The following is an 11,551-nucleotide window of genomic DNA, read 5'->3' as shown; positions in this document are numbered from 1 at the left end:
TAATGGCTGAAAAAGACAAACATGGCATTCTGCCGACTCCCAGCTTCGACAAGCCGGTGAAACTGCTGCTGGTGGTGGCTCCGTTCTACCGTGCCATCGCCGACAACATGGTCGCTGGTGCCAAGGCTGAGATCGAGGCCGCAGGCGGAACCTGCGACGTGGTCGAAGTGCCCGGTGCGCTGGAAATCCCGACCACAATCGCCATGGCCGACCGTCAGTGCAACTACGACGGCTATGTCGCGTTGGGCTGTGTCATTCGGGGCGAGACGACGCATTATGAAACCGTCTGCAACGACTCTAGCCGTGCAATCCAGTTGATGGGCCTGCAGGGCCTGCTGATCGGCAATGGCATCCTGACTGTCGAAAACGACGAACAGGCCGAGGTACGTGCAAACCCCGAAAAGATGAATAAAGGCGGTGGAGCGGCGGCTGCGGCCTTGCATCTGATCGCGCTCAGCCGTAAGTGGGGCTCTTCCAAAAAGGGCGTGGGCTTCAAGCCACCGTCCGAGTCCATCCTTGTGGCGGGCGACAGCAACGGACCCACGACAGCATGACCCAGACAGACGCGCCGAAACCGGCCAACCAGAAACGCCTGATGAAATCCGCCGCCCGGCTTTATGCCGTGCAGGCGCTGTTCCAGATGGAGCAGTCGGGCCAGACGACTGAACAGGTTGTGAATGAGTTTCTGGATCATCGGTTTGGCGCGGTCTACGAGGGGGATGAGATGCTGGATGGCGATATTAGTGTCTTCCGTAAGTTGGTGGATGACGCCGTGAACTATCAGGCCACCATCGACCAGATGACCGATCGTGCATTGGTCGCCAAATGGCCCATTGCGCGCATCGATCCGACCCTACGCGCTGTGTTTCGCGCGGCCGGGGCTGAGTTGACCCAGAGCGACACGCCGCCAAAGGTCGTGATCACCGAATTCGTCGATGTCGCACGTGCGTTCTTCCCCGAAGGCAAAGAGCCCAAATTCGTGAACGCTGTGCTGGATCACATGGCGCGCGAGGCCCAGCCCGAGGCGTTCTGACGCCTTTACCGCGACCCTGCATGCGCTAGACTCACCATCACAGCGCAAGGAGGTTCGCCATGCCCAAACTGGTCCGTCTCTACATTACGCAAGTCATCTGGGGCTTTGTGATCTCGGCCGTCTTTGTCGGGGTGCTGCTGGCGCTCAACGTGGCCAATCTACGGCATCTGATCACCAGTTCGGAAATTGGTCTGATCGCGTTGGCCATGATCTGGTTCATGAACGGGATCGTCTTTGCGGGTGTGCAGTTCGCCTATGCGATCATGAGCATGGCTGAGAAGCCGAACAAACCACGTGGTGGAACACCGATTGCTCATGGTTTGAGGCCTGCGCCGATCAAACAGGAAGTGCGCGCAGGGCGCTGATTTATTAGGTAAATATGTGGCGGGACCACCAGTCAACCGTGCGGTTTGATTCCCGAGGACCTGTATGTACAGGTGGGCGCCAGGTAATCAGGCCAGGACCTGAACAGAGCCAGCCCCCTCGGAATTGCTTAAGGCCACCAGAATGCTACCTGTCACAAGAAGGGCAGAACCCGCCACGGGCCTAAGTAGGGCCTGAAGCAGGTTCGCACAAGGGGTTAAGCATCAACAGTTTCGTGCAATGCGGTGCGCATCTTGCCGAAATGTTCATCCCATCCGTCATCCAGCGAAAGGATCAGGCCAAAGGCGTCAGCCCCTTGAGGTAAGCCCTCGTGCAGCAGTCCAAGGCGTGTGCCGCCGGCGACGGGTTCCAGCGTCCACTTGACCACACTTTCGGCGCCGCCCATCGGTTTAATGGTGAATGTATATTCAAGATACTCTGGACGTCTCGCTTCACGCACTTCACCCCAAATCAGAAGGTCGCCGCTGGTCGTCCCGAACATCTCAAGCTTTTGTCCAGCAGCAAGGGGACGTTCGGGTTTGTGAAACCACTCGGCCAGCCGGTCGGGATCAGTCAAATAGTCCCAAACGATTTCTGGCGTAGCGCGGAGAAAGATTGTTTTCTGCAAAACTGCGTCTGTCATTTCTTATTCCCTTCGATAGCTTTCTTCAGATTTGCGAGGCGATCATCCCAGAACCGGTCGAAGTAGCTGAGCCAGTCCAGAACCGGAGCCATTCCTTTGGGTTCAAGGCGATTGATGCGTTCGCGTCCACGAGCTTCGACGGTGATCAATCCTCCGTCGGACAAAACGGTCAGATGCTTTTTGACGGCCGCGCGAGTCATGTCGAAACGCTCGGTTAGTTGAGCGATCGTCATATCCTGCGCTGCCAGCATCTGAACGATGTCGCGGCGGGTCGGGTCCGCCAGAGCGCGAAATGCGTTTTGGGTCTGTGTCTTCATCGGGCACCTCTTATTGGATACCATTTGGTTTCATATTATTGCGATACCAAATGGTACCATGTCAAGCTGCTTGATTTTTGTTCATGAATTGTTCACATTCTCGGAATGACACTAATTATGCAGCCCGGACAAAAGCTGGCCCGTGGTGTTTCGCGTCACTTGTTGACCCACGGCTATGTTTCGATTGAAGAATTTGTCCCCACCCGAGGGTTGCGTGTCGATGTGATGGGGCTGGGCCCTAAGGGTGAGATATGGGTGGTCGAGTGTAAATCCAGCCGCGCCGATTATCAGTCGGATTCCAAATGGCAGGGCTATCTTGACTGGTGTGACCGATTCTTTTGGGCGGTTGATACGGATTTCCCGACCGAGCTTCTGCCTGCGGAAACAGGCTTGATCATCGCTGATGCCTATGATGCCGAAATCATCCGTATGGGGCCAGAAAGCAAGCTGGCCCCGGCGCGGCGCAAAAAGATGGTTCAGAAATTCGCGATGGATTCTGCACGTCGGTTGCAGGCCTTGCGTGACCCCAGGGTTTAGCTTTTGATGGCGCGCGCGGCTTGGGCTGCGGCGCGGATTTCCTCGGCGATTTCTTCGGCCTCTTCGGGGTCGAAATCCATTGGAATCTCAATTCCGGCACCTTCAATGAACAGCCGCACCATACCATGATCGGTGGGGCCGATCTGCAGGTTCGCTTCGATATCGCGTTCGGTATTGATGCTCATGTTCGCCTCCGGGAAATGCGCTTTGGTGCTAACGCGCGATGGGTTGAGAATCAAGCCGACTATGGGGTCAGATAGGGCATGGAGACGGCAACGCTCAGACCTTTCCGCGCCGAGGATGCGCCGTGGCTGGTAGAACAGCATGACCTGCTCTATTCCCGCGACGAGGGGTTTGATGACAGTTTCGGCCCGCTGGTTGCCCGCATTCTGACGGAATTCATCGCGGATCATGATCCAACTTGCGAACAAGGCTGGATCGCCGAGTGCGACGGGGATCGTTTGGGTAGTATTTTCTGTGTCAGGCTGGATGATCAAACCGCCAAGCTGCGGTTGTTTCTGCTGCTGCCCGAGGCTCGTGGACAGGGGCTGGGCAAGCGGCTACTGACTGCCTGCATGGGTTTCGCCCGCGACGCAGGATATCGCCAGATGGTGCTGTGGACCCATGAGAGTCACGCCGCCGCTTGCGGGCTGTATCGTGCGTTTGGGTGGGAGCTTGTCGACAGCAAGCCGGTGCATTCCTTCGGTGTCGATCTGGTCGAACAAAGCTGGCGAATTCAGCTTTAATCCCCTTGCAATCCCCGTACGCCTTCGCTAAATCGCCCCTCACAAGTGCCGCCTTAGCTCAGTTGGTTAGAGCGCTGGATTGTGGATCCAGAGGTCCCCTGTTCAAGCCAGGGAGGCGGTACCATCTCCCAAAACCCAAGAACGGTTTGCCGGTTGCAGGTCTTTCTGTATACCCGGTACTTGGCGAAAGCTGCGTTCCGATGACATGAGCAAGATATGCCGGATAAGAAACCTGTAGACATCCGTAGAAGTGCGAGACTGTCTGTTGCACCGATGATGGATTGGACCGACAAGAATTGCCGGTTTCTGCATCGTTTGCTGAGTTCTGAGACCTTGCTTTATACTGAAATGGTCACAGCGCCTGCTTTGGTGCGCGGCGGCGCGCTGCATCTGCTGGACTTTAATCCTCAGGAGCACCCGGTTGCGTTGCAGCTAGGGGGTTCTGACCCGCAGGAATTGGCGCAGGCGGCCATGCTGGGCGCTGAAGCCGGATATGACGAGATCAACTTGAACTGTGGGTGTCCGTCTGACCGGGTGCAATCAGGGACATTTGGTGCGATATTGATGCGCGCACCCGAAAAGGTCGCGGAATGCGTTGCGGCGATGCGCGAGGCAGTGAAGGTCGAAGTCACGGTGAAATGCCGTATCGGTGTTGACGAACAGGAACCTTCAGAAGTGCTACCTGCATTCCTCGATCAAATTCGCAAGGCCGGATGCCAACGTGTCACGATCCATGCGCGCAAAGCTTGGTTGCAGGGGTTAAGTCCCAAGGAAAACAGAGATATCCCGCCACTGGATTATGATCTGGTGCATCGGATGAAGGCTGATTTTTCGGACATGCACATCTCGATCAATGGTGGCATTACGTCGCTTACTCAGGCGCAACAGCATCTGGAGGCTGGGCTTGATGGTGTCATGATCGGTCGTGCCGCCTATCACCAACCGACAGATATTCTGGCGGCTGCGGACCCGTTGATCTTTGGAACGGGCAGCGTCGCGGATCCCATTGAAGTGGTGCAAAATATGCTGCCCTATGTCGAGGCGCATCTTGTCGACGGTGGTCGATTGCACCAGATCACGCGGCACATGCTGGGCCTGTTCGCGGGGCGTCCCGGTGCGCGGGGATGGCGGCGGATGCTCTCCGAAGGTGCTGTGCGCGAGAATGCCGGCCCAGAAGTGATCCTGCAGGCTCTGGACTCTGTTGCTGCGCTATCGCAGGTGGAACAGGTAGGCTAAGACGGCTTCGAGCCGCTATGGGGGAATGATGCCCGAGACGATGTTGCTGGCCCAGATGCTGGGCCTTTTGCTTGTGATCGGCGCTTTGGCCGGGGTATTGGCTGGACTTTTGGGCGTTGGCGGTGGAATCGTTCTGGTGCCCGCGTTTTTCTATGCGTTTCAGACACTTGGATATGGCGGGCCTCAGCTGATGCAGCTATGCCTCGCAACTTCGCTGGCGACGATCATTGTAACGTCGATCCGATCGGTTCTTAGCCATAACAAGAAAGGCGCGGTGGATTGGGGCATCCTGCGCGGCTGGGGGCCAGGCATAGCGGTGGGTGCGGTGATCGGTGTTCTGGTGGCTTCAGCTCTGAGGACAGAGTTTTTGCAGGCGCTGTTCGGCATGCTTGGCATGGTCATCGGCGTCTATCTTGGTTTGGGAAAATCCGAGTGGAGGTTGGGGGATGCAATGCCCAAGGGATTGCGCCGCGCTGTGCTTTCGCCTTCGGTCGGGTTTCTGTCGGTACTGATGGGAATTGGTGGGGGCAGTTTCGGCGTTCCATTGATGAGCCTTTATAACACTCCGATCCACCGGGCGGTTGCGACCGCAGCGGGCTTTGGCGTGATCATCGCTGTACCGTCGGTGCTTGGTTTTTTGTTTCTCAACATCGCTCCGGAGCATCGCCCGCCGCTGACCATTGGCGCGGTCAATCTGGTGGCTTTCGGTATCGTCGTTGCGATGACTATGATCACCGCCCCGTGGGGCGTTAAGCTGGCGCATGCGATGGATCCGAAGCCGCTCAGGCGGGTCTTCGCGGTATTCCTTACCCTGGTTGCTCTGAATATGCTGAGAAAGGCGTTGGGGTGGTAGCGTCGTTTTACGAGCTAGGTTGGGTAAAGTTTCCTTATGATGGAGCGTTGGCGGATTGGGTGGCGCACGCTCTTCCCACTGCGCGTGCGTCCGTCAGCGATCCGGCTCATGCAGCTTGGCACGATTGCGATGGCACGTGGTTCATTGGCGTTGATGCACTGGACAATGATGCGCAGGGCAGGGTCGCGGGTTCGCCTGCACTGGCGGGCGCGGCCATCGAACTGGCACACCAGCAGTTTGGATCGATTGATCTGCACAAAGGGCAGGTGTCGGTAATATATCCGGGCTACCCTCAACCCCGGCGTGGCGAAAGCGAGGCTGCGGCGCGGTATCGTGCGCGGCGAGATGCGGCGCATGTGGACGGGCTCAAGCCAGCTGGCCCTGATCGACGACGGCGGGTGGATGAACCTCATGCCTGGATATTGGGTATCCCACTTACCGAGGCCAGTGTGGACGCAGCACCAATGGTGCTGTGGGAGGGAAGCCACAAAATCCTCGGCGATGCTTTTCGGGCCGCGATGAAGAAGGTGCCGCGGCATGAATTGAGCGAGGCCGATATCACAGATGTCTATCAGGCTGCGCGTCGCGAAGTGTTCGAGACCTGTCCGCGCCTCGAGCTACCGGCGCGCCCGGGCGAAGCCTATCTGTTGCACCGCCACTGTCTGCATGGTGTTGCACCATGGGGTCCGAATGCCAGCGCTGGACCGGATGGACGGATGATCGCCTATTTCCGCCCTCAGTTGCCTGGTGGTGTAGCGCAATGGCTCGAATCCCCGTAACCTCCTGCCATTGTTTGGCTTTGGAGAGTTGGTTCGATGATTACGGTTCACACGAATGCAGATGGTGCCCTTATTGAGGTCGAGCTTTCGGGCGAGGTCACTAGCGCAGATTACGCGAGCACGCTCGTTCCCGCTATTGAGGCCGCATTGGAAGAGCACGACGCCATACGTCTGCTGGCGATCGTTGGGTCCGAGTTCAAGGGATATGATCTGGGTGCCGCATGGTCCGATACCAAGTTGGGGCTCAGCCATTGGCGCGGATTCGACCGGATTGGCGTTGTGGCGGACCAGGGATGGGTGCAAACAAGCGTCCGCCTGGCTGCCCCGATCCTGCCTTGCCCGGTGCACGTTTTTGGAATGGATGAGGTGGAGGAAGCGCGTCGCTGGATGCGCGAATCTCTCGGGGCGATCCACGTGACGGATCTGGGCGGACCTTGCGTGCAGATCCGCCTGATGGGCAAACTGGATTCACAGGAATACGGTCAGGCTCAAACCGATCTTGATGCGCTGTTGCGCGAACGTGACGGGTTTCGCCTGTTGATCGATCTGCGCGAGTTCGATGGTTGGCAGGGTCTGACTGCAATGGCAGCCCATTTCAGACTGGCGGCTGGTCATATTGGGATGCTGGATCGTGCAGCGATTGTCGGTGACAAGACATGGCAAAAAATGGCGCAACGCATGGCCAGTCATGTTCTGGGAACGCGGACCCAGTATTTCCCGGCGGAGGAATACGAGAATGCAATAACCTGGCTTGCGACTGGCTAAATGCTCTAAAAATGTTTCAGAAACAATGCCTTGTAATCATAGGTATTGTTCTTTTTTGCGTTGACGTTACGGAATGCAACTTTAAGTTAGCGCTATTATTGACTGGTTGGTCAAATAACTTAAAAAGTCCTTACCTGTCCCGGATTTAGAGGGAGAGGCAACAAGCTGTTTCGCGTCGCTGTGGGCCACCACTCACTCAAACACAGCTTCCGGACTCTTCCCCCTCGGTGTTCGGAACGGTCCCGCAGTGGCGCGTCGTTTATTACATATTGGAAGAGCAATGGTTTTTCGCTCAGTACTAAAGCGCATTCTTTCGAAGGACACCCCCGAACAGGCTGAAAGCCACGAGTTGGAAGCTGAGTTGCGCCCGCGACCTGCAAAGACGACAACCCAGAACGAGCTGGTTGAACTGTTCGGTTCTGAGTTGCGGGATCACGAATCTCTGAGTGATCTTAAGCCTACGCGGACACCAAAATACTAGGCTTGCGGATCAGGACCCTTGCAGCCGGGCGGCACGGCCACCACGGCGCTTTGCCAGACGGGGTTTGCGTTCCGGCAGATCCTGCATGATTTCGGCCCGTTCGGTGCTGTCCATCTTTGACCAGCGCGTGATCTCGTCAATGGTGCGGTAGCAGCCGGTGCAGATACGTTCGGTCGGATGAACGACGCAGATTTGGATGCAAGGGCTTTCGACCTCGTCCCGTTTCCAAACCATATTCGTCATGGGCGTTTTCCGATCCGTCAAAGAAAGCGCAGTCTGTCCAGCGCGCCTTGCAGAATATAACCTGCTGCGACGTGATCAATAACCTGTCCGCGACGTTTTCGTGTCGTATCCGCCTCAAGCAGTGCTTTTTCTGCCGCAACGGTGCTTAGTCGTTCGTCCCAGAAACCGATGGGCAGATCGGTCAAACGGGTCATGTTTCGTGCGAAGGCGCGGGTTGACTGGCAGCGCGGCCCTTCGCTGCCATCCATGTTGCGCGGCAGTCCGAGGATAATACCGCCGATCTCACGCTCGGTCACAATCTCGATCAAACGCGCGGAATCCAGTGTGAATTTCTTGCGTCGTACCGTCTCAAGCGGGGTGGCCACGCCGCGCATCCGGTCCGAGACGGAAACGCCGATGGTCTTTTCTCCCAGATCCAGCCCCATCAGGGCTGACATTGGGGGCAGGGATGCTGCGAAGTCTTCGAACGCGTCGTGGATCATTGAGCGATTCCGGCCTGCAGCGCGGCAGCGTCGATCATCTCCAACGCTTCAGCGTTACCCGCAAATACTTCCTTGGCTTCGTTCCTGATTTTGATGGCGCGTTGGCCTTCGCCCAGCACGCCCAAGGCGGCAATCAGGCGTGCCCACTCCTCGGGTGTCCCGCCCTCGGTCGCAAGGCGGTCCGAAAGGCCATCGACCATACCGCGGATCATTTCTTGTCGTTCTTCTGGCGACATCTCGGCAGCGGCATTTACATCGTCTTGGCTGGGGCCGGATGCAGCAGAAAAGTCGGGTGTGTTGAACACGCCTGCGCGGAATGCCAATTCATCGATCTGTGACCGGATGGCATTCGCCCATGGCGCGCCGGCCGGGGCGTCATTCAGGGTTTCGACCCAAACGCGATAAGCCATATCAGGCCGCCCGGTCTGTGCCAGCATCTGCCCCCAATAATACCGGGCAGGACCCAAGCGCTGATTGCGCTCAAGCGCCTGTCGCAAGGCGGCTTCCGCTTCCGGTGAGACGTAGCCGCCAGCGGCCAAAATCATCATCTCTGCCTGATCCGAATAGGCCTGAGCCGAGGCATTGTCACCCGACAGTTCGATCACACGGGTTTGTGCCTCATACCCTGCTTTGAAGTTCCCCGCATTGGTTTCATGTTGTGCCAGCAGGGTATGGCCTTGCAGATCATCGGGGCGTTCGGCCACAGTTTCGCGCAGCCGGTTCAGCAAAGTTGCATAGCTTTCGTCCAGCGGAGGCGTCTGGAGCGGTGTGGCAATGCCCTCGGCCTCAGCCTGGCTGGGTCGATTTTCGCGCAGGTCTTCTGCCATTTCCAGACGAACTGAAAGGGGCATGTCAGGGAAACCGGCAGCACCCAACTGGCGATACATCGCCAACCCGCCACCAACCAGAACGGCGGCCATGGCGAGGAACGCAATTATGGTAACCAAGCGTGATGGCCCGGTGCCTTTGTCTTCATTGCGCATCTGCGCGTCTGCGGCCAGGATACGGCGCGAGATTTCCGTGCGTACACGCTCGGCATCAGCTTTCGCGATCACGCCGCGCGCCAAGTCTTTGTCAACGCCTGCTAGCTGTTCACGATAGACTCGCAGATCATAAGCAGCTGTCGGGCCGGTGCCGCGACGACCGCGCAGCATCGTGTAACTCAGGAAAATCGCGATCAGCAGCGCGATCAAGAAGATGAGAACCCAGAACGGCATGGTCCCTCCAAAATGGTTGCCCTGACTTAGACCTGTCGGCGCATGGAAAAAAGGGACAAATAGCCGCGAAGGGCGCTCATGTCGCAATAGTGCATTATTGCGGCGTTGCGCGGCAGGGTTAAAATGTATGGGCACGGCATACCTGCGCCCAATCATCGAAGACCGGACGGATTCGCACATGAAACACTACTCAGCCTTTGCTGTAGCGCGCGAAGCGCTGCGCTATCACACCGGATGGGAGCGCGCATGGCGTTCGCCGGAGCCTAAGAAGCGCTATGACGTCATTATCGTCGGGGCCGGCGGTCACGGTTTGGCAACAGCCTACTATCTTGGCAAGAACTACGGCATCCAGAACGTCGCCGTAATAGAAAAAGGCTGGTTGGGCGGTGGCAACACCGGTCGGAACACGACCATCATCCGATCGAACTATCTGCAGGATCCGTCAGCGGCGATTTACGAAAAGGCGCGCGGTCTCTACGAAGATCTGAGCCAGGAGCTGAACTATAACATCATGTTCAGCCCGCGTGGCGTAATCATGCTGGCGCAGACCCAGCACGAGATTCGCGGCTATCAGCGTACTGCGCATGCGAATGCGCTGCAGGGTGTTCAGACCGAATGGATTGGGCCCGAGCGTGTGAAAGAACTGGTGCCGATCATTAATCTGGAAGGTCCGCGCTATCCGGTTCTGGGCGGGCTTTGGCAGGAACGTGGTGGGACCGCGCGCCATGATGCGGTGGCATGGGGCTATGCCCGCGCATGTTCGGCCATGGGTATGGACATCATCCAGAAATGCGAAGTCACCGGCGTCCGGTCCGAAAACGGTCGTGTTGTCGGGGTCGATACCACAAAAGGGGCCATCGATTGTGACAAGCTGGGGATCGTGGTTGCGGGGCATTCCGGCCAGTTGGCTGAGATGGCGGGTTTCCGACTGCCACTGGAAGCCGTCGCGCTGCAGGCGCTGGTATCCGAGCCGATCAAACCCTGCATGGATGTCGTTGTGATGGCGAACACCGTACACGGCTACATGTCTCAGTCCGACAAGGGCGAGATGGTGATTGGTGGTGGCACGGACGGATTCAACAACTATACCCAGCGCGGCAGCTTCCATCATATCGAGGAAACGGTACGCGCATTGGTCGAAACTTTCCCGATGATCTCGCGCCTGAAAATGCTGCGCCAGTGGGGCGGTATTGTGGATATGACCGGCGACCGTTCACCCATCCTGTCGAAAACACCGCTTAATGGCTGCTTTATCAACGCAGGCTGGGGCACCGGCGGCTTCAAGGCCATTCCGGGATCGGGCTGGGGCATGGCACAGCTGATGGCCACGGGGCATTCACCGCTGACCGAAGCCTTTTCACTGGATCGTTTCAAAGAGGGCCGCTTCATCGACGAAAGCGTCGCGGCCGGGGTGGCGCACTGATGAAGATTTTTCGTCGAAAAATCTCGCACGCCCGTCACGCAGAATTTGCAGGCAGATACGTCTCGCTTGCTGCCAAGAGGATGATCACATGCTGATCTTGAAATGCCCCTATTGCGGCGTCGAAGCCGAAGAAACTGAACTGGCTGCAGGTGGCGAGGCGCATTTGAAGCGTTATGGCCCAGGCTCGTCAGATGATGAGTTCCACGACTACCTGTTCATGCGCGAAAACCCCAAAGGCGTTCATTTCGAACGCTGGCGCCATGCCAATGGGTGCGGCAAGTGGTTCCACGCCGCGCGCTGTACGAACACGCTTGAGGTCTTTGGCACCTATCCGGCGCAGACAACCGAGCCGCCGCAAGAGATCAAGGATGCCATCACCGCCAAGCGTCCCGGCTGGACGTGGAGAGAGTACAAATGATCCGTACAGCCATCC

18 protein-coding genes and 1 tRNA gene are annotated in these 11,551 nt (G+C 57.6%); 13 read left to right on the top strand and 6 right to left on the bottom strand.

Annotation, left to right across the window (positions count from 1 at the left end; genetic code table 11):
- The first annotated feature begins 2 nt into the window (after positions 1-2).
- Genes ACR0BT_RS04855 through ACR0BT_RS04845 form a run of 3 tightly spaced genes read left to right on the top strand, consistent with a single transcriptional unit; the run spans position 3 to position 1,398 of the window.
- Positions 3-554: a 6,7-dimethyl-8-ribityllumazine synthase gene (locus tag ACR0BT_RS04855; protein WP_170396313.1), complete on the top strand. Its 552-nt coding sequence runs from the start codon at positions 3-5 to the stop codon at positions 552-554.
- Positions 551-1,033: a transcription antitermination factor NusB gene (nusB, locus tag ACR0BT_RS04850; RefSeq protein WP_170396315.1), complete on the top strand. Its 483-nt coding sequence runs from the start codon at positions 551-553 to the stop codon at positions 1,031-1,033. Before ACR0BT_RS04855 ends, nusB begins: the two co-directional genes overlap by 4 nt.
- Before the next feature lie 59 nt (positions 1,034-1,092).
- Complete coding sequence (locus tag ACR0BT_RS04845; RefSeq protein WP_170512831.1) at positions 1,093-1,398, top strand: hypothetical protein; 306 nt, start codon at positions 1,093-1,095, stop codon at positions 1,396-1,398.
- A 215-nt stretch (positions 1,399-1,613) separates the two neighbouring features.
- Here ACR0BT_RS04845 and ACR0BT_RS04840 read toward each other — a convergent pair whose 3' ends face one another.
- Both ACR0BT_RS04840 and ACR0BT_RS04835 read right to left on the bottom strand, forming a co-directional pair.
- Positions 1,614-2,039: an SRPBCC family protein gene (locus tag ACR0BT_RS04840; protein WP_170396319.1), complete on the bottom strand. Its 426-nt coding sequence runs from the start codon at positions 2,037-2,039 to the stop codon at positions 1,614-1,616.
- Positions 2,036-2,356 (bottom strand): metalloregulator ArsR/SmtB family transcription factor, encoded by a 321-nt coding sequence (locus ACR0BT_RS04835; RefSeq protein ID WP_170422312.1) that lies wholly within the window; start codon positions 2,354-2,356, stop codon positions 2,036-2,038. Before ACR0BT_RS04835 ends, ACR0BT_RS04840 begins: the two co-directional genes overlap by 4 nt.
- Positions 2,357-2,461: 105 nt before the next feature.
- On the opposite strand from ACR0BT_RS04835, the gene ACR0BT_RS04830 reads away from it, so the two are divergent.
- Positions 2,462-2,893, top strand: a complete 432-nt coding sequence (locus ACR0BT_RS04830; RefSeq protein ID WP_170396323.1) for an MmcB family DNA repair protein — start codon at positions 2,462-2,464, stop codon at positions 2,891-2,893.
- Here ACR0BT_RS04830 and ACR0BT_RS04825 read toward each other — a convergent pair.
- Positions 2,890-3,078, bottom strand: a complete 189-nt coding sequence (locus ACR0BT_RS04825; protein WP_170396325.1) for a DUF6324 family protein — start codon at positions 3,076-3,078, stop codon at positions 2,890-2,892. The genes ACR0BT_RS04830 and ACR0BT_RS04825 overlap by 4 nt on opposite strands.
- Positions 3,079-3,156: 78 nt before the next feature.
- On the opposite strand from ACR0BT_RS04825, the gene ACR0BT_RS04820 reads away from it, so the two are divergent.
- The 7 genes from ACR0BT_RS04820 (at position 3,157) to ACR0BT_RS04790 (ending at position 7,753) form a co-directional block, all read left to right on the top strand.
- A complete protein-coding gene (locus ACR0BT_RS04820; RefSeq protein ID WP_170512835.1) occupies positions 3,157-3,639 on the top strand; it encodes a GNAT family N-acetyltransferase in 483 nt (160 codons plus the stop codon).
- A 47-nt stretch (positions 3,640-3,686) separates the two neighbouring features.
- Positions 3,687-3,763, top strand: a tRNA-His gene (locus ACR0BT_RS04815).
- Positions 3,764-3,855: 92 nt separating this feature from the next.
- On the top strand, positions 3,856-4,875 hold the full coding sequence (gene dusA / locus ACR0BT_RS04810; protein WP_480762617.1) for a tRNA dihydrouridine(20/20a) synthase DusA: 1,020 nt from the start codon (positions 3,856-3,858) through the stop codon (positions 4,873-4,875).
- Between the two features lie 28 nt (positions 4,876-4,903).
- Positions 4,904-5,728 (top strand): sulfite exporter TauE/SafE family protein, encoded by an 825-nt coding sequence (locus tag ACR0BT_RS04805; RefSeq protein ID WP_170396331.1) that lies wholly within the window; start codon positions 4,904-4,906, stop codon positions 5,726-5,728.
- Entirely contained in the window at positions 5,722-6,507 is a 786-nt protein-coding gene (locus ACR0BT_RS04800; RefSeq protein ID WP_170612435.1) for a hypothetical protein, read from the top strand. Before ACR0BT_RS04805 ends, ACR0BT_RS04800 begins: the two co-directional genes overlap by 7 nt.
- Before the next feature lie 36 nt (positions 6,508-6,543).
- Positions 6,544-7,272 (top strand): SpoIIAA family protein, encoded by a 729-nt coding sequence (locus ACR0BT_RS04795; protein ID WP_170466341.1) that lies wholly within the window; start codon positions 6,544-6,546, stop codon positions 7,270-7,272.
- A 280-nt stretch (positions 7,273-7,552) separates the two neighbouring features.
- A complete protein-coding gene (locus tag ACR0BT_RS04790; protein ID WP_170733410.1) occupies positions 7,553-7,753 on the top strand; it encodes a hypothetical protein in 201 nt (66 codons plus the stop codon).
- A 9-nt stretch (positions 7,754-7,762) separates the two neighbouring features.
- On the opposite strand, the gene ACR0BT_RS04785 is transcribed toward ACR0BT_RS04790, so the two are convergent.
- The 3 genes from ACR0BT_RS04785 to ccmI are packed head-to-tail and all read right to left on the bottom strand — an operon-like array spanning position 7,763 to position 9,695.
- Complete coding sequence (locus ACR0BT_RS04785; protein ID WP_170396339.1) at positions 7,763-7,996, bottom strand: DUF1289 domain-containing protein; 234 nt, start codon at positions 7,994-7,996, stop codon at positions 7,763-7,765.
- A gap of 17 nt (positions 7,997-8,013) precedes the next feature.
- On the bottom strand, positions 8,014-8,478 hold the full coding sequence (gene ruvX, locus ACR0BT_RS04780) for a Holliday junction resolvase RuvX (protein WP_170403288.1): 465 nt from the start codon (positions 8,476-8,478) through the stop codon (positions 8,014-8,016).
- Positions 8,475-9,695 (bottom strand): c-type cytochrome biogenesis protein CcmI, encoded by a 1,221-nt coding sequence (gene ccmI / locus ACR0BT_RS04775; protein ID WP_170403284.1) that lies wholly within the window; start codon positions 9,693-9,695, stop codon positions 8,475-8,477. Before ccmI ends, ruvX begins: the two co-directional genes overlap by 4 nt.
- 178 nt (positions 9,696-9,873) lie before the next feature.
- Between ccmI and ACR0BT_RS04770 the strand changes: the two genes are divergently transcribed.
- Together ACR0BT_RS04770 and ACR0BT_RS04765 are read left to right on the top strand one after the other, a co-directional pair.
- Positions 9,874-11,118, top strand: a complete 1,245-nt coding sequence (locus tag ACR0BT_RS04770) for a sarcosine oxidase subunit beta family protein (protein WP_170422297.1) — start codon at positions 9,874-9,876, stop codon at positions 11,116-11,118.
- An 88-nt stretch (positions 11,119-11,206) separates the two neighbouring features.
- The gene (locus ACR0BT_RS04765; RefSeq protein WP_170396347.1) at positions 11,207-11,536 is read left to right on the top strand and encodes a sarcosine oxidase subunit delta; all 330 of its coding nucleotides are present in this window, start codon (positions 11,207-11,209) and stop codon (positions 11,534-11,536) included.
- Positions 11,537-11,551: the final 15 nt, after the last annotated feature.

This window comes from Ruegeria sp. CJ6 (assembly GCF_056536665.1).
The sequence above is the reverse complement of the archived record's forward strand: the minus strand, read 5'-3'. Positions and strand labels throughout refer to the sequence as shown.

Coding starts and splice junctions, on each gene's coding strand:
- ACR0BT_RS04855 (WP_170396313.1), top strand. CDS start 3: ATGGCTGAAAAAGACAAACATGGCATTCTGCCGACTCCCAGCTTCGAC.
- nusB (WP_170396315.1), top strand. CDS start 551: ATGACCCAGACAGACGCGCCGAAACCGGCCAACCAGAAACGCCTGATG.
- ACR0BT_RS04845 (WP_170512831.1), top strand. CDS start 1,093: ATGCCCAAACTGGTCCGTCTCTACATTACGCAAGTCATCTGGGGCTTT.
- ACR0BT_RS04840 (WP_170396319.1), bottom strand. CDS start 2,039: ATGACAGACGCAGTTTTGCAGAAAACAATCTTTCTCCGCGCTACGCCA.
- ACR0BT_RS04835 (WP_170422312.1), bottom strand. CDS start 2,356: ATGAAGACACAGACCCAAAACGCATTTCGCGCTCTGGCGGACCCGACC.
- ACR0BT_RS04830 (WP_170396323.1), top strand. CDS start 2,462: ATGACACTAATTATGCAGCCCGGACAAAAGCTGGCCCGTGGTGTTTCG.
- ACR0BT_RS04825 (WP_170396325.1), bottom strand. CDS start 3,078: ATGAGCATCAATACCGAACGCGATATCGAAGCGAACCTGCAGATCGGC.
- ACR0BT_RS04820 (WP_170512835.1), top strand. CDS start 3,157: ATGGAGACGGCAACGCTCAGACCTTTCCGCGCCGAGGATGCGCCGTGG.
- dusA (WP_480762617.1), top strand. CDS start 3,856: ATGCCGGATAAGAAACCTGTAGACATCCGTAGAAGTGCGAGACTGTCT.
- ACR0BT_RS04805 (WP_170396331.1), top strand. CDS start 4,904: ATGCCCGAGACGATGTTGCTGGCCCAGATGCTGGGCCTTTTGCTTGTG.
- ACR0BT_RS04795 (WP_170466341.1), top strand. CDS start 6,544: ATGATTACGGTTCACACGAATGCAGATGGTGCCCTTATTGAGGTCGAG.
- ACR0BT_RS04790 (WP_170733410.1), top strand. CDS start 7,553: ATGGTTTTTCGCTCAGTACTAAAGCGCATTCTTTCGAAGGACACCCCC.
- ACR0BT_RS04785 (WP_170396339.1), bottom strand. CDS start 7,996: ATGACGAATATGGTTTGGAAACGGGACGAGGTCGAAAGCCCTTGCATC.
- ruvX (WP_170403288.1), bottom strand. CDS start 8,478: ATGATCCACGACGCGTTCGAAGACTTCGCAGCATCCCTGCCCCCAATG.
- ccmI (WP_170403284.1), bottom strand. CDS start 9,695: ATGCCGTTCTGGGTTCTCATCTTCTTGATCGCGCTGCTGATCGCGATT.
- ACR0BT_RS04770 (WP_170422297.1), top strand. CDS start 9,874: ATGAAACACTACTCAGCCTTTGCTGTAGCGCGCGAAGCGCTGCGCTAT.
- ACR0BT_RS04765 (WP_170396347.1), top strand. CDS start 11,207: ATGCTGATCTTGAAATGCCCCTATTGCGGCGTCGAAGCCGAAGAAACT.